The 22,282-nt window shown below is 72.6% G+C and carries 22 protein-coding genes; 11 read left to right on the forward strand and 11 right to left on the reverse strand.

Annotated features, from left to right (window positions below):
- Positions 1–157: 157 nt before the first annotated feature.
- The 3 genes from AC3AGO_RS07520 to AC3AGO_RS07530 all read right to left on the reverse strand — a co-directional run bounded on the left by AC3AGO_RS07520 (position 158) and on the right by AC3AGO_RS07530 (position 3,373).
- Entirely contained in the window at positions 158–1,243 is a 1,086-nt protein-coding gene (locus AC3AGO_RS07520) for an alpha/beta fold hydrolase (RefSeq protein ID WP_487819344.1), read from the reverse strand.
- A gap of 160 nt (positions 1,244–1,403) precedes the next feature.
- Complete coding sequence (argH, locus tag AC3AGO_RS07525; RefSeq protein WP_487819345.1) at positions 1,404–2,834, reverse strand: argininosuccinate lyase; 1,431 nt, start codon at positions 2,832–2,834, stop codon at positions 1,404–1,406.
- 161 nt (positions 2,835–2,995) lie between these two features.
- Positions 2,996–3,373, reverse strand: a complete 378-nt coding sequence (locus AC3AGO_RS07530) for a DUF488 domain-containing protein (protein WP_487819346.1) — start codon at positions 3,371–3,373, stop codon at positions 2,996–2,998.
- A 147-nt stretch (positions 3,374–3,520) separates the two neighbouring features.
- On the opposite strand from AC3AGO_RS07530, the gene AC3AGO_RS07535 reads away from it, so the two are divergent.
- The 6 genes from AC3AGO_RS07535 to AC3AGO_RS07560 all read left to right on the forward strand — a co-directional run bounded on the left by AC3AGO_RS07535 (position 3,521) and on the right by AC3AGO_RS07560 (position 9,761).
- Positions 3,521–4,552, forward strand: coding sequence for a bile acid:sodium symporter family protein (locus tag AC3AGO_RS07535; protein WP_487819347.1), 1,032 nt, complete (start codon positions 3,521–3,523; stop codon positions 4,550–4,552).
- 87 nt (positions 4,553–4,639) lie between these two features.
- Entirely contained in the window at positions 4,640–5,635 is a 996-nt protein-coding gene (locus AC3AGO_RS07540) for an ABC transporter substrate-binding protein (protein WP_487819348.1), read from the forward strand.
- Positions 5,632–6,471, forward strand: coding sequence for an ABC transporter permease (locus AC3AGO_RS07545; protein ID WP_487819349.1), 840 nt, complete (start codon positions 5,632–5,634; stop codon positions 6,469–6,471). The genes AC3AGO_RS07540 and AC3AGO_RS07545 overlap by 4 nt, the downstream gene beginning before the upstream one ends.
- Positions 6,468–7,274 carry an ABC transporter permease gene (locus tag AC3AGO_RS07550; RefSeq protein WP_487819350.1) on the forward strand — a complete coding sequence of 269 codons (807 nt, stop codon included), beginning with the start codon at positions 6,468–6,470 and terminating at the stop codon, positions 7,272–7,274. The genes AC3AGO_RS07545 and AC3AGO_RS07550 overlap by 4 nt, the downstream gene beginning before the upstream one ends.
- On the forward strand, positions 7,271–8,902 hold the full coding sequence (gene mdlC, locus AC3AGO_RS07555) for a benzoylformate decarboxylase (RefSeq protein WP_487819351.1): 1,632 nt from the start codon (positions 7,271–7,273) through the stop codon (positions 8,900–8,902). Before AC3AGO_RS07550 ends, mdlC begins: the two co-directional genes overlap by 4 nt.
- A 7-nt stretch (positions 8,903–8,909) precedes the next feature.
- Positions 8,910–9,761 carry an ABC transporter ATP-binding protein gene (locus AC3AGO_RS07560; protein WP_487819352.1) on the forward strand — a complete coding sequence of 284 codons (852 nt, stop codon included), beginning with the start codon at positions 8,910–8,912 and terminating at the stop codon, positions 9,759–9,761.
- Here AC3AGO_RS07560 and AC3AGO_RS07565 read toward each other — a convergent pair.
- From AC3AGO_RS07565 to argC, 5 genes are read right to left on the reverse strand one after another with little or no spacing between them, the layout of a single operon-like run.
- Positions 9,736–10,278 (reverse strand): arginine repressor, encoded by a 543-nt coding sequence (locus tag AC3AGO_RS07565; protein WP_487819353.1) that lies wholly within the window; start codon positions 10,276–10,278, stop codon positions 9,736–9,738. The two genes, AC3AGO_RS07560 and AC3AGO_RS07565, sit on opposite strands and share 26 nt — an antisense overlap.
- A complete protein-coding gene (locus AC3AGO_RS07570; RefSeq protein ID WP_487819354.1) occupies positions 10,275–11,522 on the reverse strand; it encodes an acetylornithine transaminase in 1,248 nt (415 codons plus the stop codon). Before AC3AGO_RS07570 ends, AC3AGO_RS07565 begins: the two co-directional genes overlap by 4 nt.
- On the reverse strand, positions 11,519–12,430 hold the full coding sequence (gene argB / locus AC3AGO_RS07575) for an acetylglutamate kinase (protein ID WP_487819355.1): 912 nt from the start codon (positions 12,428–12,430) through the stop codon (positions 11,519–11,521). Before argB ends, AC3AGO_RS07570 begins: the two co-directional genes overlap by 4 nt.
- Positions 12,427–13,578, reverse strand: a complete 1,152-nt coding sequence (argJ, locus tag AC3AGO_RS07580) for a bifunctional glutamate N-acetyltransferase/amino-acid acetyltransferase ArgJ (RefSeq protein WP_487819356.1) — start codon at positions 13,576–13,578, stop codon at positions 12,427–12,429. Before argJ ends, argB begins: the two co-directional genes overlap by 4 nt.
- Positions 13,575–14,603 (reverse strand): N-acetyl-gamma-glutamyl-phosphate reductase, encoded by a 1,029-nt coding sequence (gene argC, locus AC3AGO_RS07585; RefSeq protein ID WP_487819357.1) that lies wholly within the window; start codon positions 14,601–14,603, stop codon positions 13,575–13,577. The genes argJ and argC overlap by 4 nt, the downstream gene beginning before the upstream one ends.
- A 157-nt stretch (positions 14,604–14,760) precedes the next feature.
- Between argC and AC3AGO_RS07590 the strand changes: the two genes are divergently transcribed.
- Both AC3AGO_RS07590 and AC3AGO_RS07595 read left to right on the forward strand, forming a co-directional pair.
- A complete protein-coding gene (locus AC3AGO_RS07590; RefSeq protein WP_487819358.1) occupies positions 14,761–15,969 on the forward strand; it encodes a cytochrome P450 in 1,209 nt (402 codons plus the stop codon).
- A 108-nt stretch (positions 15,970–16,077) separates the two neighbouring features.
- Positions 16,078–17,070 carry an aldo/keto reductase gene (locus AC3AGO_RS07595; protein ID WP_487819359.1) on the forward strand — a complete coding sequence of 331 codons (993 nt, stop codon included), beginning with the start codon at positions 16,078–16,080 and terminating at the stop codon, positions 17,068–17,070.
- 45 nt (positions 17,071–17,115) lie between these two features.
- On the opposite strand, the gene AC3AGO_RS07600 is transcribed toward AC3AGO_RS07595, so the two are convergent.
- The 3 genes from AC3AGO_RS07600 to AC3AGO_RS07610 form a co-directional block, all read right to left on the reverse strand.
- The gene (locus tag AC3AGO_RS07600; RefSeq protein WP_487819360.1) at positions 17,116–17,541 is read right to left on the reverse strand and encodes a nuclear transport factor 2 family protein; all 426 of its coding nucleotides are present in this window, start codon (positions 17,539–17,541) and stop codon (positions 17,116–17,118) included.
- Between the two features lie 162 nt (positions 17,542–17,703).
- Complete coding sequence (locus AC3AGO_RS07605; RefSeq protein ID WP_487819361.1) at positions 17,704–18,273, reverse strand: histidine phosphatase family protein; 570 nt, start codon at positions 18,271–18,273, stop codon at positions 17,704–17,706.
- Between the two features lie 92 nt (positions 18,274–18,365).
- Positions 18,366–19,826 (reverse strand): aminotransferase-like domain-containing protein, encoded by a 1,461-nt coding sequence (locus AC3AGO_RS07610; protein WP_487819362.1) that lies wholly within the window; start codon positions 19,824–19,826, stop codon positions 18,366–18,368.
- Here AC3AGO_RS07610 and AC3AGO_RS07615 point away from each other — a divergent pair.
- The 3 genes from AC3AGO_RS07615 (at position 19,825) to AC3AGO_RS07625 (ending at position 22,268) form a co-directional block, all read left to right on the forward strand.
- The gene (locus AC3AGO_RS07615) at positions 19,825–20,811 is read left to right on the forward strand and encodes a DMT family transporter (RefSeq protein ID WP_487819363.1); all 987 of its coding nucleotides are present in this window, start codon (positions 19,825–19,827) and stop codon (positions 20,809–20,811) included. The two genes, AC3AGO_RS07610 and AC3AGO_RS07615, sit on opposite strands and share 2 nt — an antisense overlap.
- Positions 20,812–20,921: 110 nt before the next feature.
- Positions 20,922–21,125: a DUF1918 domain-containing protein gene (locus tag AC3AGO_RS07620; protein ID WP_487819364.1), complete on the forward strand. Its 204-nt coding sequence runs from the start codon at positions 20,922–20,924 to the stop codon at positions 21,123–21,125.
- Between the two features lie 282 nt (positions 21,126–21,407).
- Positions 21,408–22,268: a 3-hydroxybutyryl-CoA dehydrogenase gene (locus AC3AGO_RS07625; RefSeq protein ID WP_487824567.1), complete on the forward strand. Its 861-nt coding sequence runs from the start codon at positions 21,408–21,410 to the stop codon at positions 22,266–22,268.
- Positions 22,269–22,282: the final 14 nt, after the last annotated feature.

Here is a 22,282-nt window from a genome sequence, read left to right on the forward strand (position 1 = left end):
TGAGGTCCGCGCGGAGCGGGTGCGCCATGTGCGCCGTGCCGTGTGCCCCGGGTCGGCGATGGCGGGTGCGGTTTGCTTGTGGTTTCCGCAGTTCCCCGCGCCCCTGAGGCTGCCGCCTCCCGTCCGCGCCCGTGCGCGGACGGGAGGCGGGCCCTTCTCACTTCCCCGCGAAGGCGCAACTGCCCTGGGTGGCGCCGCGGTCGACGAGTTCCGCGGCCTTCTTCTCGGGCAGCACCCGGGTGCTGCCGCCGGCGCACACCGCGGACCGGTCGGCGTAACCGGAGAGGTCCAGCAGGATCTGGTCCCAGTGCCGGTACTGCACGTCGTGTCCGGTGTCGGTGTACTTCCGCACCTCGGGCTTGTGCGCGAAGGCCTTGTTCCACAGTGCCTGGGTGGCCGGCGGAACGGTGGTGTCCTTCGTGCCGGTGTAGACGTACACGGGCTTGTCGAAGGACTTCAGGTCCGGGCCCGGCCGTTCGCAGTACAGCCGCTGCTCGTGCACCTGCGCCGAGGGGTCGCCCTTCTGACCGCGCTGGTAGTACGAACGGGCGCCGTCCTCCTCGGCGTTGTCGCGGAATCCGGGTATGCCGTTGACGGGGCTGCTCTTGTCGAAGGCCCACCACTTGCGCGGGTCGCGGATCTGCTCGCCGACCTCCTTGCGCTGCTCGTCCTCCGGCTTGCCGCAGAACGACGGGTCGGTGGGCCCGTACGGCGGGAGCGCGGCGGCGAGGTGCAGCGCGGAGACCTTCCCGGGGCGGTCGGCGGCGAAGTGCGAGGCGTACGGGCCGCCGCCCGAGATGGCGATCACGGGGGCCCGGTCGACGCCGAGCCTGTCCATGACGGCCTCGACGTCGCGGCTGTAGTCGTGAAAGCCCAGCTTGCCGTCGTACTCGGTGTCGCCGAAGCCGTTCCGCTCGACGGAGATCAGCCGCACGCCGAGGTTCTGACGGGTCGTCCGCAGATACTCGGTCATGCCGGAGGCCCGGGCCGTCGTGCCGGTGCCGCCCATGAACAGGACCGGCTTGGCGTTCTTCTCGCCGGTGTCGCTGTAGTGCACGGTGCGGCCGTCCCTCTTGAGGGAGTGCACCGGCGGGCCGAGCGGGTCGAAGTCGTTCTGCACGACGGGCTTCGGCTTCTTCTCGGCGGACGCGGGGCTGCCGGCGAGGCCCGTGACGGTGGCGCCCGCGACGGCGCCGGTGGCGAGCAGAGCGAGAGCCGCGGCGGCGGCCGATGCCTTTTTCATTGTGTTGATCTCCCGGTGTTCAGCGATGCAACGGTGCACCCTGCCCGGAAAAACGGATGGCATGCGCAACGATCGCGGCGGCGGACCGGGAGGCAGCCGCACACGAACCGCCCGGCCCGCGATCCTGGGATCGCGGGCCGGGCGGTTCAGGCGTACGCGGTTACCGCTTCGCGGTGGCCCACTCGTGTTGGGTCTTCAATCCCGCGCGGACCTCGGCCAGTTGGGCCGCGACCGCGGACGGGGCCGTGCCGCCGCGGCCGTTGCGGGAGGCGAGCGCGCCGGGGACGTTCAGCACCGTCCGCACGTCGGGGGTGAGATGCGGCGAGATCTGGGCGAACTGCTCGTCCGTGAGCTGGTCCAGCTCGATGCCCTCGCGCTCGCACACCTGGACGCACTCCCCCGCGACCTCGTGCGCGACGCGGAACGGCACGCCCTGCCGCACGAGCCACTCGGCGATGTCCGTGGCGAGGGAGAAACCGGCGGGCGCCAGCTCCTCCATCCGCTCCCGGTTGACGGTCAGCGTGGCCATCATGCCGGTGAACGCCGGGAGCAGGGTCTCCAGTTGGTCGCAGGAGTCGAAGACCGGCTCCTTGTCCTCCTGGAGGTCCCGGTTGTACGCCAGCGGCAGGGCCTTGAGCGTGGCCATGAGTCCGGTCAGATTGCCGATCAGGCGGCCGGACTTGCCGCGCGCCAGCTCGGCGATGTCCGGGTTCTTCTTCTGCGGCATGATCGAGCTGCCGGTGGAGAAGGCGTCGTGCAGGGTCACGAAGGAGAACTCCTTCGTGTTCCAGATGATGACCTCCTCGGCGATCTTCGAGAGGTCGACGCCGATCATCGCGGTGATGAAGGCGAATTCGGCGACGAAGTCCCGGGAGGCCGTGCCGTCGATGGAGTTGGCCGCGCTGCCGTGCTCGAAGCCCAGCTCCGCCGCGACCGCCTCCGGGTCCAGACCGAGCGAGGAGCCGGCCAGCGCGCCCGAGCCGTACGGGGAGACCGCCGTGCGCTCGTCCCACTGCCGCAGCCGCTCGGCGTCCCGGCCCAGGGCCTGGGCGTGCGCGAGGACGTGGTGCGCGAACAGCACGGGCTGGGCGTGCTGGAGGTGCGTACGCCCCGGCATGGCGACGTCCGGGTGCGCCTCGGCCAGGCCGGCCAGCGCGTCCTGGAGCTCGGCCAGCAGACCGCCGAGGATGCGCGCGTGGTCCCGCAGGTACATCCGGAAGAGCGTGGCCACCTGGTCGTTGCGGGACCGTCCCGCCCGCAGCTTGCCGCCGAGGTCCTGGCCGAGCCGCTCCAGCAGCCCGCGCTCCAGCGCGGTGTGCACGTCCTCGTCCGCGACGGTGCCGGTGAACTCGCCGGAGGCCACGTCCGCTTCGAGCCGGTCCAGCCCCTCGATCATGCGCTGCAGCTCGTCCTCGGTGAGCAGCCCGGCCTTGTGCAGCACGCGGGCGTGCGCGCGGGAGCCGGCGATGTCGTACGGGGCGAGCCGCCAGTCGAAGTGGACGGAAGCGGACAGCTTCTCCAGGGCCTCCGAGGGGCCGTCGGCGAACCGCCCGCCCCACAGCCGTACGTCCTGGCCGCTCTTGTCGCTCACTGCAGCACCTGTCTGGTCGCTCACTGTGCCTGTTCCCTCGTGGCCGCGGTCGTGGAGGACATTCCGGAGGTTCCCCTGGGAGTCCATACGCTGATGGGTATAAGTATGCACTCCTCTGCATGCTTCGTCAACGCGCCCCCACGGACCTGCGGGGCTCCGCCTCAGGGCAGCTCGCGCAGCGCCTCGACCAGCACCCCGACATGCCCGTGCTCCAGGTCCTTGGTCGCCGTCAGCAGCGTCAGCGTGCCGTGCTCCCCCGCGCGGGCACGCAGCGTACGCAGCGCGAAATCACCGTCCTCGGTGGCCAGTTCGGCACGGTAACGCTCGGCGAACTCCTCGAAGCGGGCGGGCTCGTGCCCGTACCACTTGCGCAGCTCGGCGGAGGGGGCGACGTCCTTGTCCCACTCGTCCAGCTGCGCGTCGGCCTTCGACAGGCCGCGCGGCCACAGCCGGTCGACGAGCACGCGCACGCCGTCCGCCTCCGGGTCCGGCTCCTCGTACACCCGCTTCACTCGCAGTTGCGGCTTCAGCTCAGTCATGCCCCCAGAGTGCGCGGGGCCGCGCCGTAACGCACCCGGCCGCGCATGGACGACAGCCCGCATAACCGGACAGCATGGCCGAATACCGAGACGGCCTTGCGTACGGGGGACCGTCAGGCGTTGTATCGCGCAGTGCGATCCGAACACATGAGCAGCGATTCCGAGGCCGGCAGAGACGCCGCGGCCGCCGACACCACCGGAGAACGTGCCGCGCGCCGCGCGGTGACCGTCTTCCCGGTACTCGTCCTTCTCGCGGGGGCCGCCGGGCTGATCACGCCGGGCACCTTCGAGAGCGGCGGCGACGCGGTGCCGTATCTCCTCGGAGTGGTGATGTTCTGCATGGGCATCACCATGACGCCGCAGGACTTCAAGGGCGTCGCCAAGCGGCCCTGGGCCGTGGCGCTCGGCCTGGTCGCGCACTACGTGATCATGCCGGGGCTCGGCTGGCTGATCGCCCACGCGCTGCATCTGCCGCCGCAGCTCGCGGCCGGTGTGATCCTCGTCGGCTGCGCGCCGAGCGGCACCGCGTCGAACGTCGTCACCTATCTCGCGCGCGGCGACGTGGCCCTGTCGGTCTCCGTCGCCACCGTCTCCACGGTGGTCGCCCCGCTGGTCACGCCGCCCCTGACGCTGCTGCTGGCCGGCGCGTACCTGCCGGTCGACGCGGGCTCCATGGTCGGCGACATCCTCAAGACGGTGCTGCTGCCGGTGCTGGCGGGCCTCGTCGTACGGCTCGTCGCGGGCCGCTGGGTGACGCGGGCGCTGCCCGCGCTGCCGTGGCTGTCGGCACTGACGATCTCCGTGATCGTCGCGGTGGTCGTGGCGGGCAGCGCGGACGCCATCATGGACGCGGCCGGGCTGGTGTTCCTCGCCGTGGTGCTGCACAACGGGCTGGGTCTGGCGCTCGGTTACGGCGCGGGCAAGATCGGGCGGCTCGGGAAGCCCGCGAGCCGGGCGATGGCCTTCGAGGTCGGCATGCAGAACTCCGGGCTCGCCGCGTCCCTGGCCACGGCCCACTTCAGCCCGCTGGCCGCGCTGCCGGCCGCCGTCTTCTCGGTGTGGCACAACATCTCCGGAGCGGTTGCCGCCGCCTGGATGGCGCGCGGCAGCCGCAAGGAGGCCGCGCGGAACGCCGGGCAGCAGTCGGAGAGCGCGGAGGCGCCCGCGAGCGGCGCCTAACACCTCGGACACCCCGCGCGGGCCCGCCCCGCCATGGCTCTTGTGGACCATGGCGGCGCCGGCCCCCGCTGCTCTACCCTCAGCGCCATGACGCGCCAACTCCCCCACACAGCCGTCAGGTTGGCCACCTCCGTCACCGTCCTCGCCCTGACCTCCGCGATACTCGCCGGCTGCGGCGGCGACTCCTCCGGCGCCGGCAGCAAGGGCGGGAAGCTGGAGAAGGACACGCTCACCGTCGCCGGGCTGCCGCTCACCGACGGCGCGGCGCTGCACATCGCCCAGCAGCGCGGGCTGTTCGAGAAAGAGGGCCTCACCGTCCGCATCCAGCCGGTGCAGCAGAGCATCCAGGCGCTGCCCGCACTCGCCAAGGGACAGGTGGACATCGTCTCCTCGGCGAACTACGTGACGATCCTCCAGGCCCGCGAGAAAGGCACCCTCGCACCGCGGATCCTCGCCGACGGGGCGACGCTGACCCCGCACATGATGGACGTCCTCACCCTGCCCGGCTCGAAGATCGAGGACGCCGGAGACCTCAAGGGCAAGAAGGTCTCCGTCAACATCCTCAACAACATCCAGTCGCTGACCCTCGACAGCATCCTCGCCGACCGGAAGGCCGGCTCCCCCGAGTACCGGCAGATCCCCTTCCCGCAGATGGGCGTCGCCCTGGAGAAGGGGCAAGTGGACGCCGTACACGCGTCGGAGCCATTCGCCACGGACCTCAGGCAGAAGCTGAAGGCCCGTACCGTCGTCGACGGCGGTGCCAGGCCGGCCAAGGGGCTTCCGGTCAGCGGATACGTCAGCACGGCGAAGTTCACCGAGGAGAACCCGCGCACCGCCGCCGCGTTCCAGCGCGCGATCTCGCAGGCGCAGGCCATGGCGGGCAAGGACCGCGGTGCGGTGGAGAAGGTGCTGCCCTCGTACGCGAAGATCAAGCCGGCGCAGGCCCGCACCATCAAGCTCCCCGGCTACCCGGCCGCGACGGACCCCGCGCGGCTGGACCGGCTCGCCGGACTGATGGAGCGGGACGGCCTGTTGAGGAAGAAGCCGGACGCCCGCGCGCTGCTGTTCCAGCCGCCGAAGTGACCGGCCGAACCCTTCCGGGCACGGCGCTGCGGGAACGGCTGCTGCCCGGCGCAGTCGGCGTGCTCGTGGTGTGCGCGGCCTGCGAGGCGCTGGGCCGCTCCGGGGTGGTGCGGCGCGAGTATCTGCCGCCCGCCTCCGAGGTGTTGGCGCGCGCGGCCGAACTGGCCGGTGACCGGCTGTTCCTGGAGGGCCTGCTGGCGACGCTCACGGCGTGGGCCGGCGGGCTCGCCCTGGCCTGCGCGCTCGCCGTACCGGCCGGGCTGCTGCTGGGCAGCGTGCCCGCGGTGAACGCCGCCGTGCGCGCGGTCGTCGAACTCCTGCGCCCCGTACCGTCGGTGGCGCTCATCCCGCTGGTGTCGCTGCTGCTCGGCACCGGTACGGAGATGAAGGTCGCGCTCATCACGTACGCCTCCGTGTGGCCCGTCCTGTTCAACACCGTGTACGGGCTGGGCGAGACCGATCCGGTCGCCCGCGAGACGCTGCGCGTCTTCGGCTTCGGGCGGCTCCAGGTGCTGCTGCGGGCGGGGCTGCCGCAGGCCGCGCCGTTCATCGCGGCGGGGGTACGGATCTCCGCCGCCGTCGCGCTGATCCTGGCCGTGGCGAGCGAGATCCTCGCCGGGTTCGGCGAGGGCCTCGGCATCTTCATCGCGCAGGCCGGCAACGCGACGGACGGCACCCGCGACGTGCTGGCCGGCGTCGTGTGGGCCGGCGTACTCGGGCTGCTCGTCAACTCCGGTCTCACCGCGGCGGAACGGCGCGCCTTCCCGTGGGCGCCCGAGAACCGCGAGCGCCTGCGTCGGGCGAACGCCCCGGCGGCGGCCGGGAGTTCCGCATGAGCGGCGGCGCCGTGCTCCGGGGCGCCGCGCTGCGCTGGGGCGTGCTCGCCGTCGCCGTCGCACTGTGGCAACTGGCCGCGCGACGGCACGGCAGCGTCTTCTTCCCGCCCCCGTCCCGCACCCTGGCGCACGCGTACGAGCTGTGGTTCTCCGGGCCCGCCGCGCACCTCTTCCTCACCGGCCCGGCAGTGGACAACATCCTGCCCAGCCTCGGCAGGATGACGGCCGGCTTCCTCCTCGCCGCGCTCGCCGGCATCGCGCTCGGGCTGGCGCTGGGCCGCTCCCCGCGCGTGTACGCCGCCTGCGATCCGGTGCTGCAGTTCGCCCGCGCCGTGCCGCCACCCGCGCTGGTGCCGGTGTTCGTCGTCCTCTTCGACTTCGGCACGCCGATGCAGCTGGCCTCCATCGTCTTCAGCGCCGTGTGGCCGGTCCTCATCAACACCGCGGAGGGCGCCCGCGCCGTGGACCCGCAGCGACTGGAGGTGGCCGCCGCACTGCGCATGACGGCGGCCGAACGGCTGTGGCTGGTCGTCCTCCCGGCCGCGCTGCCACGGGTGTTCGCCGGACTGCGTCTGAGCCTGTCCCTGTCCCTGATCCTCATGGTGTTCTCGGAGTTGCTGCCCGGTACGGCGAACGGCATCGGCTTCCAGCTGACCGACGCGCAGTCCCGTTCCGACCTGCTGACCGTATGGGCCGCGATGGTGCTGCTGGGTGTGCTCGGCTGGCTCCTCAACGCGGCTCTGCTCGCCGTGGAACGCCGCGTCCCGGCCGTCCGCACCTCCCTGGAAGGAGTCGCCAAGTGAGCGCAGAGAATGACGGGTTGACTGTCCGCGAGGCCGTGCTCGACCTGTGCCGGCAGACCGGCATGACGACGGTGTTCGGCAATCCGGGCTCCACCGAGCTGCGCATGTTCCGCGGCTGGCCCGCCGATTTCCGGTACGTACTGGGCCTTCAGGAGTCCACCGCCGTCGCCGCGGCCGCCGGGTACGCGCTGGGTACCGGCCGCGCCCCGCTGGTCAGCCTGCACTCGGCGGGCGGCGTCGGGCACTCCCTGGGCGCGGTCTTCAACGCGTACCGGGACCGCGTCCCCCTGGTGATCACCGCCGGGCAGCAGTCCCGCGCGCTGCTGCCCCTGCGCCCCTTCCTGGGCGCCGACGAACCGGAGACCTTCCCCCGCCCGTACGTGAAGTGGAGCCGTCAGCCCGCCCGCGCCGAGGACGTACCGGCCGCGCTCGCCGAGGCGCACCGGGTCGCCATGACGCATCCGCGCGGCCCCGTGTTCCTCTCCGTACCGGAAGACGACTGGGACCGTCCGGCGGCCGGCCCCGTGACGCCCCGTACGGTGCACGGCGGCTTCACCGCGGAGCCCGACGCGCTCGCCGAGTTGGGCCGCAGGCTCGACGCGTGTACGCGCCCCGCGCTGGTCGTCGGCCCGGGAGTGGCCGACGAGTACGCGCACGCCGAGGTGCGGGAGCTGGCCGAGCGGACGCGCGCGGCCGTGTGGATCAGCCCGCTCTCGGGACGGTCCGGGTTCCCCGAGGACCACCCGTACTTCCAGGGCTTCCTGGCTCCCGTCCCCGGTCTCCAGGCCCGCCAACTCGCCCCGTACGACGTGGTGGTGGCGCTCGGCGCGCCGCTGTTCACGTACCACGTGCACGCCGAGGGGGCGCCGCTCGCGGAGGGGACCGAGCTGTTCCACCTGGACTGCGACGCCTCCCAGGCCGCCTGGCTGCCGGCCGGCACCAGCCTCGTGACCACCCTGCGGCCGGCGCTGCGGACCCTGAACGGGCTGGTCGAGGAAGCGGACCGGCCGGTGCCCGCGCCCCGTGAACTGCCCCCGCCCGTACGGCAGGACGCGACGGGCCCGGTGTCCGCCGGGCACTTCATGGACGAGCTGCGGAAGCGGCTGCCGGCCGGCACCGTGCTCGTCGAGGAGACGCCCAGCCACCGCGATGCCCTGCACGAGCGGCTGCCCGTCACCGGGGACGGCGACTTCCTCACCACCGGCAGCGGCGCCCTCGGCTGGGGTCTGCCGCTGGCGGTGGGGCGGGCGTTGGCGGCCGGGGAGGGCGAGCGGGTGGTGTGCGTCATCGGCGACGGCTCCGCGCTCTACTCGGTGCAGGCACTGTGGACCGCCGCGCAGCACACGGCGCCGGTCAGCTACGTGGTGCTCGACAACGAGGGGTACGGCGCCGTACAGGCGCTGGGCCGACGCATCGGCATCGACGACGTACCGGGCACGGCGCTGGGCGGCATCGACTTCGCGGGGCTCGCCCGCTCCCTGGGCTGCCCCGCCGAACAGGTCGAGAAAGCGGGCGAGTTGGCGGCAGGGCTGGAGCGGGTGCTGGCGCCGGACGGGCCCGCGGGTCCGCGGCTGCTGCACGTACGGGTCGCGGCCGACACCTCCACGCTCTACGACGGCGAGGGGTGACCTCCGGATGCTCGAACTCGACGGCGTCAGCCACCGCTACGGCGTCCCGGACGCGCCCGACGTGCTGCGGGACATCCGACTGGAGGTGCCTCAGGGGCAGTTGCTGAGCATCGTCGGCCCCTCCGGGTGCGGGAAGTCGACGCTGCTGCGCTGCGTGGCGGGACTGACCCGGCCGTACGCGGGCACCGTCCGGCTCGGCGGGGCGCCCGTCGAGGGCGTGCCCGACCGGCTCGGCGTGGTCTTCCAGGACTACGGCCGCTCCCTGTTCCCCTGGCTGTCCGTACGCGACAACGTCGCCGTTCCGCTGCGTCGCAGGAAGGAACTCGACCGGGCCGGGCGGCGGGCCGAGGCCGCGCGGATGCTGGAGCTCGTCGGGCTGCCGGACGTGGCGCGGCAGTATCCGTGGCAGCTGTCCGGCGGCATGCAGCAGCGTGTCGCCCTCGCCAGGGCGCTGGTCTGCCGGCCCGAACTGCTGCTGATGGACGAGCCGTTCGGCTCGCTCGACGCACAGGCCCGGGAGGATCTGGAGGATCTGCTGCTGCGGGTGCACCGGGACGGGGGCGCGACGATCCTCCTCGTCACGCACGACATCGACGAGAGCGTCTACGTCGGCGACCGCGTGGTCGTCCTGAGCGCAGGCCCGGGCCGCGTACAGGCCGACCTGGACGTCACGCTGCCCGCGGAACGCGACCAGATCGCGACCCGCCAGCTGCCGTCGTTCGTCACCCTGCGCGCCGAAGTGGGCCGCGCCGTACGGGCCACGCCGGGGACGAAAGGCTTCAGCGCTCGTTCGGGACCCGAGGGCTTCAACGCCCGTTCCGGACCGGAGGGCTTCAGCGCTCGTTCTGGGCGAGGTTGAGCAGGTGCTCGGACAGTGACTGGCCGCCGTCCGGGTCGCGGCTGATGAGCATCAGGGTGTCGTCGCCCGCGATCGTGCCCAGGATGGCGTGCAGTTCGGCCTGGTCGATCGCGGAGGCGAGGAACTGGGCCGCACCCGGCGGCGTCCGCAGCACCACGAGATTCGCCGACGCCTCGGCGGAGATGAGGAGTTCACCGGCGAGGCGGCGCATCCGCGCCTCCTTCGCCGACTCCCCCAGCGGCGCCTGCGGAGTGCGGAAGCCGCCCTCGCTCGGCACCGCGTAGATCAGCTCACCGTTGGTGTTGCGGATCTTCACGGCGCCGAGCTCGTCGAGGTCGCGGGAGAGCGTGGCCTGCGTGACGGTCAGTCCGTCGTCGGCGAGGAGCCGGGCCAACTGGCTCTGGGACCGCACCGGTTGCCGGTTGAGGATGTCCACGATGCGGCGGTGCCGGGCCGTCCGCGTCTGCGGTACGGCCTGGCCCGGCTGTGTCCCGTTGGCCTGACCCTGCTCGCTCATCGGCCCCGTTCTCCTTCGGCTCGTGCGTCTGCGCAGGCGGCGTCGAGGATCCCGGGGAGGGCCCGTACGAGAGCGTCCGCCTCGTCCTCGCTGATGATCAGCGGCGGGGCGAGCCGGATGACGTCCGGGGCGACCGCGTTCACCAGGAATCCCGCGTCCTGGGCCGCCTGCTGAGCCCGCGGAGCGGCGGGCTCGGTGAGAACGATACCCAGCAGCAGCCCGGCACCGCGCACGTCCGAGACGACCGGATGCCCCAGCTCGCGGATTCCGTCCCGCAGCCGCGCCCCGACGCTCTTCACGTGCGCGAGCAGACCGTCGTCCGCGATGGTCTCCAGCACCGCGAGACCGGCCGCACAGGAGACGGGGTTGCCGCCGAAGGTGGTGCCGTGCTGGCCGGGCGTGAACAGCCGCGCCGCGTCGCCGAAGGCGAGCGTCGCGCCGATCGGCAGCCCGCCGCCGAGCCCCTTGGCCAGGGTGATCACATCGGGCTCCACGCCCTCGGCCTGGCACGCGAACCAGTGCCCGGTGCGCCCGATGCCCGTCTGGATCTCGTCGACGACGAGCAGCGCCCCCACGGCCCGGGTGATCTCGCGCGCCGCGGCGAGGTAGCCCTCGGGCGGCGACACGACGCCGTTCTCGCCCTGCAGCGGCTCCACGATGAGGAACGCGGTCTCCTCGGTGACGGCGGCGCGCAGCGCCTCCACGTCGCCGTACGGGACGAACGTCACGTCGCCGGGCAGCGGCTCGAACGGCCCCTGCTTCGCGGGCTGTCCGGTCAGCGCGAGGGCTCCCATGGTGCGGCCGTGGAAGCCGCCCTCGGTGGCGACCATGTGCGTGCGGCCCGTACGCCGGCCGATCTTGAAGGCGGCCTCGACCGCCTCCGCACCGGAGTTGGAGAAGATGACGCGTCCATCGGGCCGGCCCGCGAGTTCCAGCAGCCGTTCGGCGAGGGCGACCGGCGGCTCGGCGATGAACAGGTTGGAGACGTGGCCGAGGGTGGCGATCTGCTCGGACACGGCGCGGACGACGGCGGGGTGCCCCGTACCGAGCGCGTTCACGGCGATGCCGCCGACGAAGTCGGTGTACTCGTTGCCCTCGGCGTCCCACAGCCTGGCGCCCTCGCCGTGGGTGAGGGGGATGCGCGGGGTGCCGTAGTTGTCCATCATCGAGGACTGCCAGCGCCGGGCGAACACGGTGTTCCCGGCGTCGTCCGTGCTGTTTCCGGTGCCGTTCCCGGTGCTCATGCGCTGAGCTCCCCTTCGTCTGTCGCGTCGGGCACGACCATCGTGCCGATGCCCTCGTCGGTGAAGATCTCCAGCAGGATCGAGTGCTGGACCCGCCCGTCCAGCACCCTGGCGTTGCCGACGCCGTTGCGGACCGCGTACAGGCAGCCCTGCATCTTCGGCACCATGCCGCTGGCCAGGTCCGGCAGCAGCTTCTCCAGCTCGGTGGCGGTGAGCCTGCTGATCACGTCGTCGCTGTTCGGCCAGTCCTCGTAGAGCCCCTCGACGTCGGTGAGGACCATCAGCGTCTCGGCGTCCAGACCGGCGGCGAGCGCGGCCGCTGCGGTGTCCGCGTTGACGTTGTAAATGTGGTCGTCATCAGCGCTGCGGGCGATGGAGGAGATGACGGGGATCCGGCCGTCGTCCAGCAGGGCCTGGATGGCGCCGGTGTCGATGCTCTCGATCTCGCCGACCCGGCCGATGTCCACGCGCTCGCCGTCGACCGTCGCGTAGTGCTTGGTCGCGGTCATGATGTGCGCGTCCTCGCCGGTCATGCCGACGGCGAGCGGGCCGTGCTGGTTGAGGAGATTGACCATCTCGCGCTGCACCTGGCCGGCCAGCACCATCCGTACGACGTCCATCGTCTCGTCGGTGGTGACCCGCAGTCCGGCGGCGAACTCCGAGACCAGGCCCAGCTTGTCCAGCTGCCTGCTGATCTGCGGTCCGCCGCCGTGCACGACGACGGGCCGCAGGCCCGCGTGCCGCAGGAAGACCACGTCCTGCGCGAAGGCGGCCTTCAACTCCTCGTCGACCATGGCGTTTCCGCCGAACTTGATGACGACTGTCTTGCCGTGGTGCCGGGTCAGCCACGGCAGCGCCTCGATCAACGTCTGCGCCTTCGGCAGTGCGGTGTGTTTGCGGGTGCTCATGAGGAATACGCGCTGTTCTCGTGGACGTAGTCGGCGGTGAGGTCGTTCGCCCAGATGACGGCGGACTCGCTGCCCGCTGCCAGATCGGCGGTGATGTCGACCTGCCGGTAGCGCATGTCGACGCCGGCCCGGTCCTCGCCGACCGACCCCTTCCTGCACACCCAGACGCCGTTGATGGCGACGTTCAGCTGGTCGGGCTCGAAGACGGCGCCCGTGGTGCCGATCGCGGACAGCACCCGGCCCCAGTTCGGGTCCTCGCCGTGTACGGCGCACTTGAGCAGGTTGTTGCGGGCGATGGAGCGGCCCACCTCGACGGCGTCGTCCTCGCTCGCGGCGTTCACGACCTCGATGCGGATGTCCTTGCTGGCGCCCTCGGCGTCCCGGATCAGCTGCTGCCCGAGGTCGTCGCAGACGGCCCGTACGGCCTCCGCGAACTCGGCCTCGTCGGGGGCGACTTCACTCGCGCCGGAGGCCAGCAGCAGCACCGTGTCGTTGGTGGACATGCAGCCGTCGGAGTCGACGCGGTCGAAGGTGGTGCGGGTGGCGTCGCGCAGCACGCTGTCCAGCGCGGCGCTGTCCACGTCGGCGTCGGTGGTGAGGACGACGAGCATGGTGGCGAGTCCGGGCGCCAGCATGCCGGCGCCCTTGGCCATGCCGCCGACGGTCCAGCCGCTGCCCTCGGCGACCGACGTCTTGTGCACGGTGTCGGTGGTCTTGATGGCGATGGCGGCCTTCTCGCCGCCGTGCTGCGAGAGCGCACCGGCCGCCTGGCCGACGCCGGGCAGCAGCTTGTCCATCGGCAGCAGTTCACCGATCAGCCCCGTGGAGGCGACGGCGATCTCGCCGGCGCTGTGCCCCAGCACCTCGGCCACCTGCTCGGCGGTGGCGTGCGTGTCCTGGAAGCCCTGCGGGCCCGTACAGGCGTTGGCGCCACCGGAGTTGAGGACGACGGCGCTCACCGTGCCGCCCTTGAGGACCTGTTCGGACCAGAGCACCGGCGCCGCCTTCACGCGGTTCGCGGTGAAGACGCCCGCGGCGGCGTGGCGCGGTCCCTGGTTGACCACGAGGGCTAGGTCCGGATTGCCGTTGGCCTTGATCCCCGCGGCGATGCCCGCCGCCGTGAATCCCTTCGCCGCTGTCACGCTCACGGTGCGACTCCGATCGTGGAAAGTCCGGTGCCCTCCGGAAGCCCGAGGGCGAGGTTCATGCTCTGCACCGCGCCGCCGGCGGTGCCCTTGGTGAGGTTGTCGACGGCGCTGACGACGACGGCGCGTCCGGCGTCCGCATCGTGGGCCACCTGCAGATGAACGGAGTTCGATCCGTACACCGAGGCCGTGGCCGGCCACTGCCCCTCGGGCAGCAGCGTCACGAAGGGCTCGTCCTGGTACGCCTTCTCGTACGCGGCGCGCAGCTCCGCCGCGCCCACGCCGGGGCGGGTCTTCGCGGAGCAGGTGGCGAGGATGCCGCGGGACATCGGCGCGAGGGTCGGGGTGAAGGAGACGCTCACCCGCTCCCCCGCCGCGGCCGAGAGGTTCTGGCTCATCTCGGGGGTGTGCCGGTGCACGCCGCCGACGCCGTACGGGCTCATCGAGCCCATGACCTCGCTGCCCAGCAGATGCGGCTTGAGCGACTTGCCGGCCCCTGAGGTGCCGGTGGCCGCGACGACCACCGCCTCCGGCTCGACGAGCTCCGCGCCGTACGCGGGGACGAGCGCGAGCGACACGGCGGTCGGGTAGCAGCCGGGGACCGCGACGCGCCGGGACCCCCGCAGCGCGTCGCGGGCCCCCGGCAGCTCGGGAAGCCCGTACGGCCAACTCCCGGCGTGCGGGCTGCCGTAGAACTTCTCCCAGTCCGCGGCGTCCGTGAGCCGGAAGTCCGCGCCGCAGTCCACGACGAGCACTCCGTCACCCAGCTCCTCGGCGACCGCGGCGGACTGGCCGTGCGGCAGGGCGAGAAAGACGACATCATGACCGCGCAGCACCTCGGTGGTGGTCTGCTCCAGCACACGGTCGGCGTACGGAATCAGGTGCGGCTGGAGGGCGCCGAGTCGCTGACCGGCGTTGGAGGCCCCGGTGAGTGCCCCGACCTCGACCTCCGGGTGCCCGGCCAGCAGGCGCAGCACTTCGCCGCCCGCGTACCCGCTCGCCCCTGCCACTGCTGCTCGCACTGCCATCGAACCCTCCTCGTCGATGGCATGAATATACGTGGCGCAGTAGCTTTATGCAATCTTGTGTCATGTGCTCTGCGATCACAACCCGTGTTCCCCGCGATCGCCGCCGCAGCGGCCCCGTGCTCTTCTCACGGCACCGCGCCGGGCCTACTGTCCCCGCATGTCCGACCTCGTCTTCGCCCCGCGGTCGCCCGCCTTCGTCGCCGACCCCTATCCGGTGTACGCCGAGCTCCGCGCCCGCGGCCGGGCGCACCATCACGAGCCGACCCGGCAGTGGCTGATCCCCCGGCACGCCGACGTCGGCGCCCTGCTGCGGGACCGGCGGCTGGGCCGCACCTACCGGCACCGGTTCACGCACGAGGAGTTCGGGCGCACGCCGCCGCCCGCCGCGCACGAGCCGTTCCACGTACTCAACGACCACGGCATGCTCGACCTCGAAGCGCCCGACCACACGCGGGTGCGCCGGCTCGTCTCGAAGGCGTTCACGCCGCGGACGGTCGCCCGGCTGCACCCCTTCGTCGAGCGGCTGACCGGCGAACTTGTCGACGGCCTGCTCGCCGACGGCGGCGGCGACCTCATGACGGAGCTCGCCGAACCGCTCCCCGTCGCCGTGATCGCCGAGATGCTCGGCATCCCCGAGGCCGACCGCCACCTGCTGCGGCCCTGGTCGGCGGCCATCTGCGGGATGTACGAGCTGAACCCCGGCGAGGACACCGCGCGCGAGGCGGTGCGGGCCTCGCGCGAATTCTCCGCGTACCTGCGCGAGTTGATCGCCGTACGCCGCGAGAAACCCGGCGAGGACCTGATCAGCGAGCTGATCGCCGCGCACGACGCGCAGGAGCGGCTCACGGGACAGGAGATGATCTCGACCTGTGTACTGCTGCTCAACGCGGGCCACGAGGCCACGGTGCACTCCACCGCGACCGGCTGGTGGACCCTCTTCCGGCACCCCGGGCAGCTCGCCGCGCTGCGCGCCGACCCGTCCCTGCTGCCCACCGCCGTCGAGGAACTGCTGCGCTACGACACGCCGTTGCAGCTCTTCGAACGCTGGGTGCTGGAGGACATCGAGGTGGGCGGCGTCCGCATCCCGCGCGGCTCCGAGGTCGCCCTCCTCTTCGGCTCGGCCAACCGCGACCCGGCCGCCTTCGACGACCCCGAACGCCTCGACCTCACCCGCCGCGACAACCCGCACATCTCCTTCAGCGCCGGCATCCACTACTGCCTCGGCGCCGCCCTCGCCCGGCTCGAACTCACCACGTCCTTCGGCACGCTGCTGCGCCGCGCCCCCACCCTCCGCCCCGTAGCGGACCCGCGGTGGCGGCCGCAGTACGTCATCCGCGGCCTCGACCGGCTCCTGGTCGAACTCTGACGGCGCGCCCGTCCCACGGGCCGGGTTTGCCCTGGAGTGCGCTCCAACTCCTACTGTCATGACATCGCCCGCCCCACCGTCGGCGGGGGCATTCACCAGGAGGAACGCATGAGCAGCATCCCCACCCGCCACCTCGGCGACCTGGCGGTCTCCGCACAGGGCCTCGGCTGCATGGGCATGAGCCACGGCTACGGCGACTCCGACGACGACCAGTCGATCGCGACCCTGCACCGCGCCCTCGACCTGGGCGTGACCCTGCTGGACACCTCCGACTTCTACGGCTCGGGCCACAACGAGGAGCTGCTCGGCCGCGCCCTCGCCGCCCCGCACCGGCGCGAACAGGCCGTCCTGGCCACGAAGTTCGGCTTCGCCAACAAGCGCGGCGAGGAGACGCGGGTCCGGGGCGACGCCGCGTACGTACGGGAAGCGTGCGAGGCCTCGCTGCGCCGCCTGGGCACCGACCACATCGACCTCTACTACCAGCACCGCGTCGACCCCGACGTACCGATCGAGGAGACGGTCGGCGCGATGGCCGAGCTGGTGCGGGCCGGGAAGGTCCGCCACCTCGGCCTGTCGGAGGCGAGCGCGGAGACCGTACGGCGGGCCCACGCGGTGCACCCGATCGCCGCGCTGCAGAGCGAATGGTCACTGTGGACCCGTGACCTGGAGACCGGCGCCGCTCCCGTCTGCCGTGAACTCGGCATCGGGCTCGTGCCGTTCTCGCCGCTCGGCCGCGGCTTCCTGACCGGCCGCTACACCACGCTCGCAGGTCTGCCGGAGACCGATCTGCGCCGCACCCAGCCGCGGTTCGCGGACGGCAACCTCGAACAGAACCTCGCCATCGTCGCGAAGCTGAACGAACTGGCCGCCGAGAAGGGCGTGACGGCAGGGCAGTTGGCGCTGGCGTGGGTACAGCACCGGGGCGACGACGTGGTCCCGATCCCGGGTACCCGGCGGGAGAAGTACCTGGAGGAGAACCTCGGCGCGCTCGGCATCGAGCTGTCCGCTGACGAGCTCGCCGCGATCGACGCCGCGGCCCCCGCGGGCGACGTCGCCGGAACCCGCTACGACGAGGCCAGCCTCGGCTGGGTGAACGGCTGACCCCACCTGCGGGGGCCGGCGACGGCCGGTCCCCGCAGCCGGCGCTCAGCCCTCGCCGGGCACCAGCCCGTCGGCGATGAGGCCCGCGTACACGGCCTCCCCGAGGGTCTCCACCGCGGACTTCGGCCGCACCATGACGGTGAACTCCTCGATACGGCCCGCGTGATCGAAGTGCAGCAGGTCGACGCCGTGGATCTCCTTGCCGCCCACGGTCGTCCGGAACACCAGCACCGCGGAGTCCGCGGGACCCCCGTCGTAGCTCCGCTCGGAGGTGCCGGCGAGGTCGCCCACGTACCGGAAATCCTCGAAGGTGCGCAGCAGCACCCCGAACAGCCCCAGCACCGTCTCCCGCCCCTCGAAGGGCGTGAACTTCACCGGGCTGTAGAACCGCACGTCAGGGGAGAACAGCTCCTCCAGCGCGGCGACATCGCCCTTCTCGACAGCGGCACGGAATCGGTCGACGGTCGGCACGGCGCCCTCTCACAGTCATCGATACGTTCACCCTTACGTTCACCCATACGTTCACCCGCTCCGCCCGATGATGGGCCCGCCCCCACCCCGACGGAAGAGCTCCCACACGGTTCTCCGGTACGCGTCGGTCCCGGTCCTGGCTCCGGTCCTGGCTCCGGCCCGTCAACTATCCAGGGTGAGCGTCCAGTTGTTGGGGCGGCCGTGGAGGGTGACGGCGGAGAGGGGGTGCGCGTCTATGTGCCAGGACGTGTGGGGCGGGGCCTTCAGGGCGTAGCAGAGGGCGGCCCGTACGACGGCGGGTTCGACCACCGCGACGGCCCAGCCGCCCTCCCCCACGGGACGGGTGTCGAGCCAGCCGCCGACGCGCTGTATGAACGCCAGGAGGGTCTCGCCTCCGTGCGGCGCGGCCCGCGGGTCGGACAGCCAGGTGTCGACGGCGCGGGGTTCGGCGGCGGTGATCTCGCTCAGGGTGCGGCCGCGCCAGCGGCCCATGTCGCAGTCGCGCAGCGCTGGTTGGGCGAGCGGGGTGAGCCCGAGAACCTCGCCGGTGTCGCGGCAGCGGGGCGAGGGCGAGCAGTAGCGCAGCTCGGCGGCGGCGAGATGGGCGTACGAGGGGACGACCCGGCGTACCCCGTCCCAGCTCACGGAGTCGAGACGGCGGTCGTCCCCGAACCGGGCATCGAGCACGGAGGAGTTCCGTGCGGCGGCGACAAGCGTGACGCGAACGCGCATTGAGGGATGGTAGAGCGGGCGTGTACCCGGCGGTAGGCACTTTGCCGACGCGGCACCTTTCCGCCCCTCCCCCGCGCGTCCGCGGTGCTCCGTCAGCCCGCCGTGCCCGTGGCCCCCGTCTCCTCCAGAGCGGTGCGCAACCGCCGTACGCCCTCGACGACTTCGGACTCCGCCGCCGCGGGCGCGAAGGTCAGCCGCAGGTACGGGCCCTGCGGCTCGGCCGGGAAGTACGGGGAGCCGGGCGCGACGGCCACGCCGGCGCGCAACGCGGCGGCGGTGACGGCACGTTCGTCGGTGCCGTCGGGCAGCCGGAGCCAGAGGTGATAGCCGCCGCGCGGGGCGTGCGCCAGGTGCAGACCGGGCAGCTCGCGCGCCAGCGCGGTGAGCATCACCTCGCGCCGCTGCCTCAACTGCCCGGCCACCGTGCGCAGATGGCGGGGCCAGGCGGGCGCGCCGACGAGTTCCAGCGCGGCCTCCTGCAGCGGCCGGGGCACGAAGAAACTGTCCACGACCTGGACGGCCCGCAGCCGCTCCAGCACGGCGCCGCGCGCCGACAGCGCGCCCACCCGGAGGCTGGGCGAGGTCGCCTTGGTGAGGGAGCGCAGGTGCACGACGGCCCCGTCCGGGTCCTCGGCGCGCAGGGCCGGGGGCAGCGGCCCGGCGTCCTCGTGGCCGAGGTGCCGGGCGAAGTCGTCCTCCACGACGAAGGCGCCCGCTTCCCGTGCCACGCGCAGCACTTCGGGCCGCCGCCCGGCGGAGAGCACCGCGCCGGTCGGGTTCTGGAAGAGCGGCTGGCACACGAAGACGCGCGCCCCGCTGCGCCGGAACGCGGCGGCGAGCAGGTCGGGCCGTACGCCTTCGGTGTCGACCGGTACGGGGACCGGCCGCAGCCCCGAGGCGCGTGCGGCGGCCAGCATGCCCGGATAGGTGGGCGATTCGACGAGGACGGCGGCGCCGGGCGCGGCCAGCGCGCGCAGCGCGGTCGTGATGGCGCTCTGGCCGCCCGCGGTGATCAGCACCTCGCCGGCCGGTACGGACCCGCCGGGGCCGCCGATCTCGCGCGCGAACCAGCCGCGCAGCTCGTGCACGCCCTCGACGGGCGGCCGCCCCCACGCTCCGGGCCGCCGTGCGGCGCGGGCCAGCGCGGCGGACATCGCCCGCTCGGGGCGCCAACTCTCCGGCAGATATCCGCCGTTCAGCTCGATGACGCCGGGCGGCGGCACGGCGAGGGTGGCCACGATCCCTTCGGCGTCGACGCTGCGCGGCACATGGTCGGCGGACGGGTCGGCGCTGAGCGCCACCTCCTGCCAGGACGTGTCGCCGGCGGCGGCGTACGCGGCGTGCGGCTCGGCGCGGAACGCGCCGGCGCCAGGCCGGGTCACCACGAGCCCCTCGGCGACGAGCTGCGCCAGCGCCCGGGAGACCGTGACCGGGCCGACCCGGTACTGGTCGACGAGCGCCCGACTGGACGGCAGCTTCTCGCCGGGTGAGTAGCGGTTCAGATCCTCACGCAGTGAGCTGGCCAACGCGGCGACGCTGCTACTGTGTTGCATGACAGCACAGGATAGCGCTACTGCCTCGGATCGGATAGCAGTTCCCCCTCGGGACCCGGCCGCACCCGCCGCCCTGTCCCCGTCGGCGACCCCGGACGCGACCCCGGCCGCGACGCCGCCGGCACCCGCCCGGCGGGCGGGCCTGATCCCCGCGGCCCTCGGTGTCGTCTGCTTCTCCCTCACCTTCCCCGGTACGGCCTGGGCCCTGGAGGGCTTCGGCCCGTGGACCGTCACCGCGCTCCGTACGCTGGTCGCCGCGCTCGCCGCCGCCGTCGCCCTGCTCGCGCTCCGCGTACCGCTGCCCGCCCGCCGCCACTGGCCGGGCCTCGCGATCACCGCCTCCGGTGTGGTGATCGGCTTCCCGCTGCTGACCACCCTCGCGCTGCGGACCTCCAGCACCTCGCACGCCGCCGTCGTCATCGGCCTGCTGCCGCTCACCACCGCCGTCTACTCCTCGCTGCGCACCGGCGCCCGGCCCTCCGCCGCGTTCTGGACCGCGGCCTCGTCGGGCGCCGCCGTGGTGGTGGCCTTCGCCCTGTACGAGAGCGGCGGCGTCCCCACCACGGGCGACCTGTACTGCGCCGGGGCGCTGCTGCTGTGCGCCGCCGGGTACGCGGAGGGCGGGCGGCTGGCCCGCGAGCTGACCGGCCTCGAAGTGATCGGCTGGGCCCTCGTCGGCTCCCTGCCGCCGGCGGTGCCGGGCGCGGCGGTGGCACTGCTGGCAGAGCCGGTACGGATCACCCCGCACGCGGTGACGGGCCTTGCGTGGGTGGCCCTCGGCTCCACGCTGCTGGGGCTGCTGCTCTGGTACCGCGGGCTGGGCGCGGCCGGCGTGGCGAAGGCCGGCCAGATACAGCTGGCGCAGCCCCTGCTGACCCTCGTCTGGTCGGTGCTGCTGCTCGGCGAGCACCTGTCGCCCGCCGCTCCCGTGGCCGCCGTCGGCGTGCTGATCTGCATCGTCGCGGTGCAACGCACCCGTACGTGAGCGGGCTCAATATCCGGTCCGGCCCGTAGACTTGGACCGCGGCGCAAACCGTCGTAGGCAGCCACAAACAGCACATCCGACCTGCACCCCGCGAACAGGAGGCAGACCTGATGCGAGCGAACACGGGCGACCATCTGCTGACGCACGGCCGGGTCGTCGGACAGCACGACCGCGTCGCGGAGATCGTCGAGATCCTGGGGCCGGACGGCTCACCGCCGTACCGGGTCCGGTTCGAGGACGGCCACGAGACGGTCATGTCCCCCGGACCCGACACCGTCGTCCAGGAGGGGCCTGTCCCCGGCGCTGAGCGCTGAGCGATCGACGTGCGGTGCCGTAAAGCCGCTTCACCCCGGGCGGGGGTGGGGCGGCTGCGGCCCGCTGTGGGTTCGGGCAGTTCCCCGCGCCCCTGATTGCGCAGTTTCCCGCGCCCCTGTCGGGGCGCTTCGCCGTGGCACATCGCACACCCGCTCCGCACGCCGCGAGTCCGCACAGGTAACGTCGGGCGCTGAGGCGGCCGGGCCGGCTCCCGTGATCCGGGGCCCGCGCCGGAGCCGCCGGACCTGAAGATCAGCGAAAGGCACGTGGTGACGGACTCGATTGCCGACGTAGAGCGCGTCGGAGTGGTGGGCGCCGGTCAGATGGGCGCGGGCATCGCCGAGGTGTGTGCCCGGTCCGGACTGGACGTCATGGTCGCGGAGACCAGCGGCGAGGCGCTGGAGCTGGGTCGCACCCGGCTGGTGAACTCCCTGGGCAAGGCGGCCGAGCGCGGCAAGCTCACCCAGGAGGAGAGCGAAGCGGCCCTCAGCCGGCTGACGTTCACCACCGACCTCGGCGACTTCTCCGACCGCGATCTCGTCATCGAGGCGGTCATCGAGAACGAGCAGGTCAAGACCGAGATCTTCCAGGTCCTGGACCAGGTGGTGACCCGGCAGGACGCCATCCTGGCCTCCAACACCTCCTCCATCCCGCTGGTGAAGCTGGCCGTGGCGACCTCCCGCCCGGACCAGGTCATCGGCATCCACTTCTTCAACCCGGCGCCCGTGCAGCAACTGGTCGAGCTCATCCCGGCGTTGACCACCGGCGACGAGACCGTCAAGCGCGCCGAGGCCGTGATCGGCGACGTGCTCGGCAAGCACACCATCCGCGCCCAGGACCGCTCGGGCTTCGTGGTGAACGCGCTGCTGATCCCGTACCTGCTCTCCGCCGTCCGGATGTTCGAGTCGGGCATCGCCAGCCGCGAGGACATCGACAACGGCATGGAGATGGGCTGCGCCCACCCGATGGGCCCGCTCAAGCTCGCCGACCTGATCGGCCTGGACACCGTCGTCTCGGTGGCCGACTCGATGTACGCGGAGTTCAAGGAGCCGCTGTACGCCGCTCCCCCGCTGCTCCAGCGGATGGTCGAAGCGGGCCGCCTGGGCCGCAAGTCCGGCGCGGGCTTCTACCCGTACGGCTGAGAAGTCGTCCGGCT

This window comes from Streptomyces sp. BL1 (assembly GCF_057628045.1).

Excerpts from the sequence above, each read along its gene's own strand:
- AC3AGO_RS07540 (WP_487819348.1), top strand. The coding sequence starts at position 4,640 with ATGACGCGCCAACTCCCCCACACAGCCGTCAGGTTGGCCACCTCCGTC.
- AC3AGO_RS07550 (WP_487819350.1), top strand. The coding sequence starts at position 6,468 with ATGAGCGGCGGCGCCGTGCTCCGGGGCGCCGCGCTGCGCTGGGGCGTG.
- AC3AGO_RS07560 (WP_487819352.1), top strand. The coding sequence starts at position 8,910 with ATGCTCGAACTCGACGGCGTCAGCCACCGCTACGGCGTCCCGGACGCG.
- AC3AGO_RS07565 (WP_487819353.1), bottom strand. The coding sequence starts at position 10,278 with ATGAGCGAGCAGGGTCAGGCCAACGGGACACAGCCGGGCCAGGCCGTA.
- AC3AGO_RS07610 (WP_487819362.1), bottom strand. The coding sequence starts at position 19,826 with ATGCAACACAGTAGCAGCGTCGCCGCGTTGGCCAGCTCACTGCGTGAG.
- AC3AGO_RS07535 (WP_487819347.1), top strand. The coding sequence starts at position 3,521 with ATGAGCAGCGATTCCGAGGCCGGCAGAGACGCCGCGGCCGCCGACACC.
- argC (WP_487819357.1), bottom strand. The coding sequence starts at position 14,603 with ATGGCAGTGCGAGCAGCAGTGGCAGGGGCGAGCGGGTACGCGGGCGGC.
- AC3AGO_RS07530 (WP_487819346.1), bottom strand. The coding sequence starts at position 3,373 with ATGACTGAGCTGAAGCCGCAACTGCGAGTGAAGCGGGTGTACGAGGAG.
- AC3AGO_RS07590 (WP_487819358.1), top strand. The coding sequence starts at position 14,761 with ATGTCCGACCTCGTCTTCGCCCCGCGGTCGCCCGCCTTCGTCGCCGAC.
- AC3AGO_RS07620 (WP_487819364.1), top strand. The coding sequence starts at position 20,922 with ATGCGAGCGAACACGGGCGACCATCTGCTGACGCACGGCCGGGTCGTC.
- AC3AGO_RS07570 (WP_487819354.1), bottom strand. The coding sequence starts at position 11,522 with ATGAGCACCGGGAACGGCACCGGAAACAGCACGGACGACGCCGGGAAC.
- argB (WP_487819355.1), bottom strand. The coding sequence starts at position 12,430 with ATGAGCACCCGCAAACACACCGCACTGCCGAAGGCGCAGACGTTGATC.
- AC3AGO_RS07615 (WP_487819363.1), top strand. The coding sequence starts at position 19,825 with ATGACAGCACAGGATAGCGCTACTGCCTCGGATCGGATAGCAGTTCCC.
- AC3AGO_RS07605 (WP_487819361.1), bottom strand. The coding sequence starts at position 18,273 with ATGCGCGTTCGCGTCACGCTTGTCGCCGCCGCACGGAACTCCTCCGTG.
- AC3AGO_RS07520 (WP_487819344.1), bottom strand. The coding sequence starts at position 1,243 with ATGAAAAAGGCATCGGCCGCCGCCGCGGCTCTCGCTCTGCTCGCCACC.
- AC3AGO_RS07595 (WP_487819359.1), top strand. The coding sequence starts at position 16,078 with ATGAGCAGCATCCCCACCCGCCACCTCGGCGACCTGGCGGTCTCCGCA.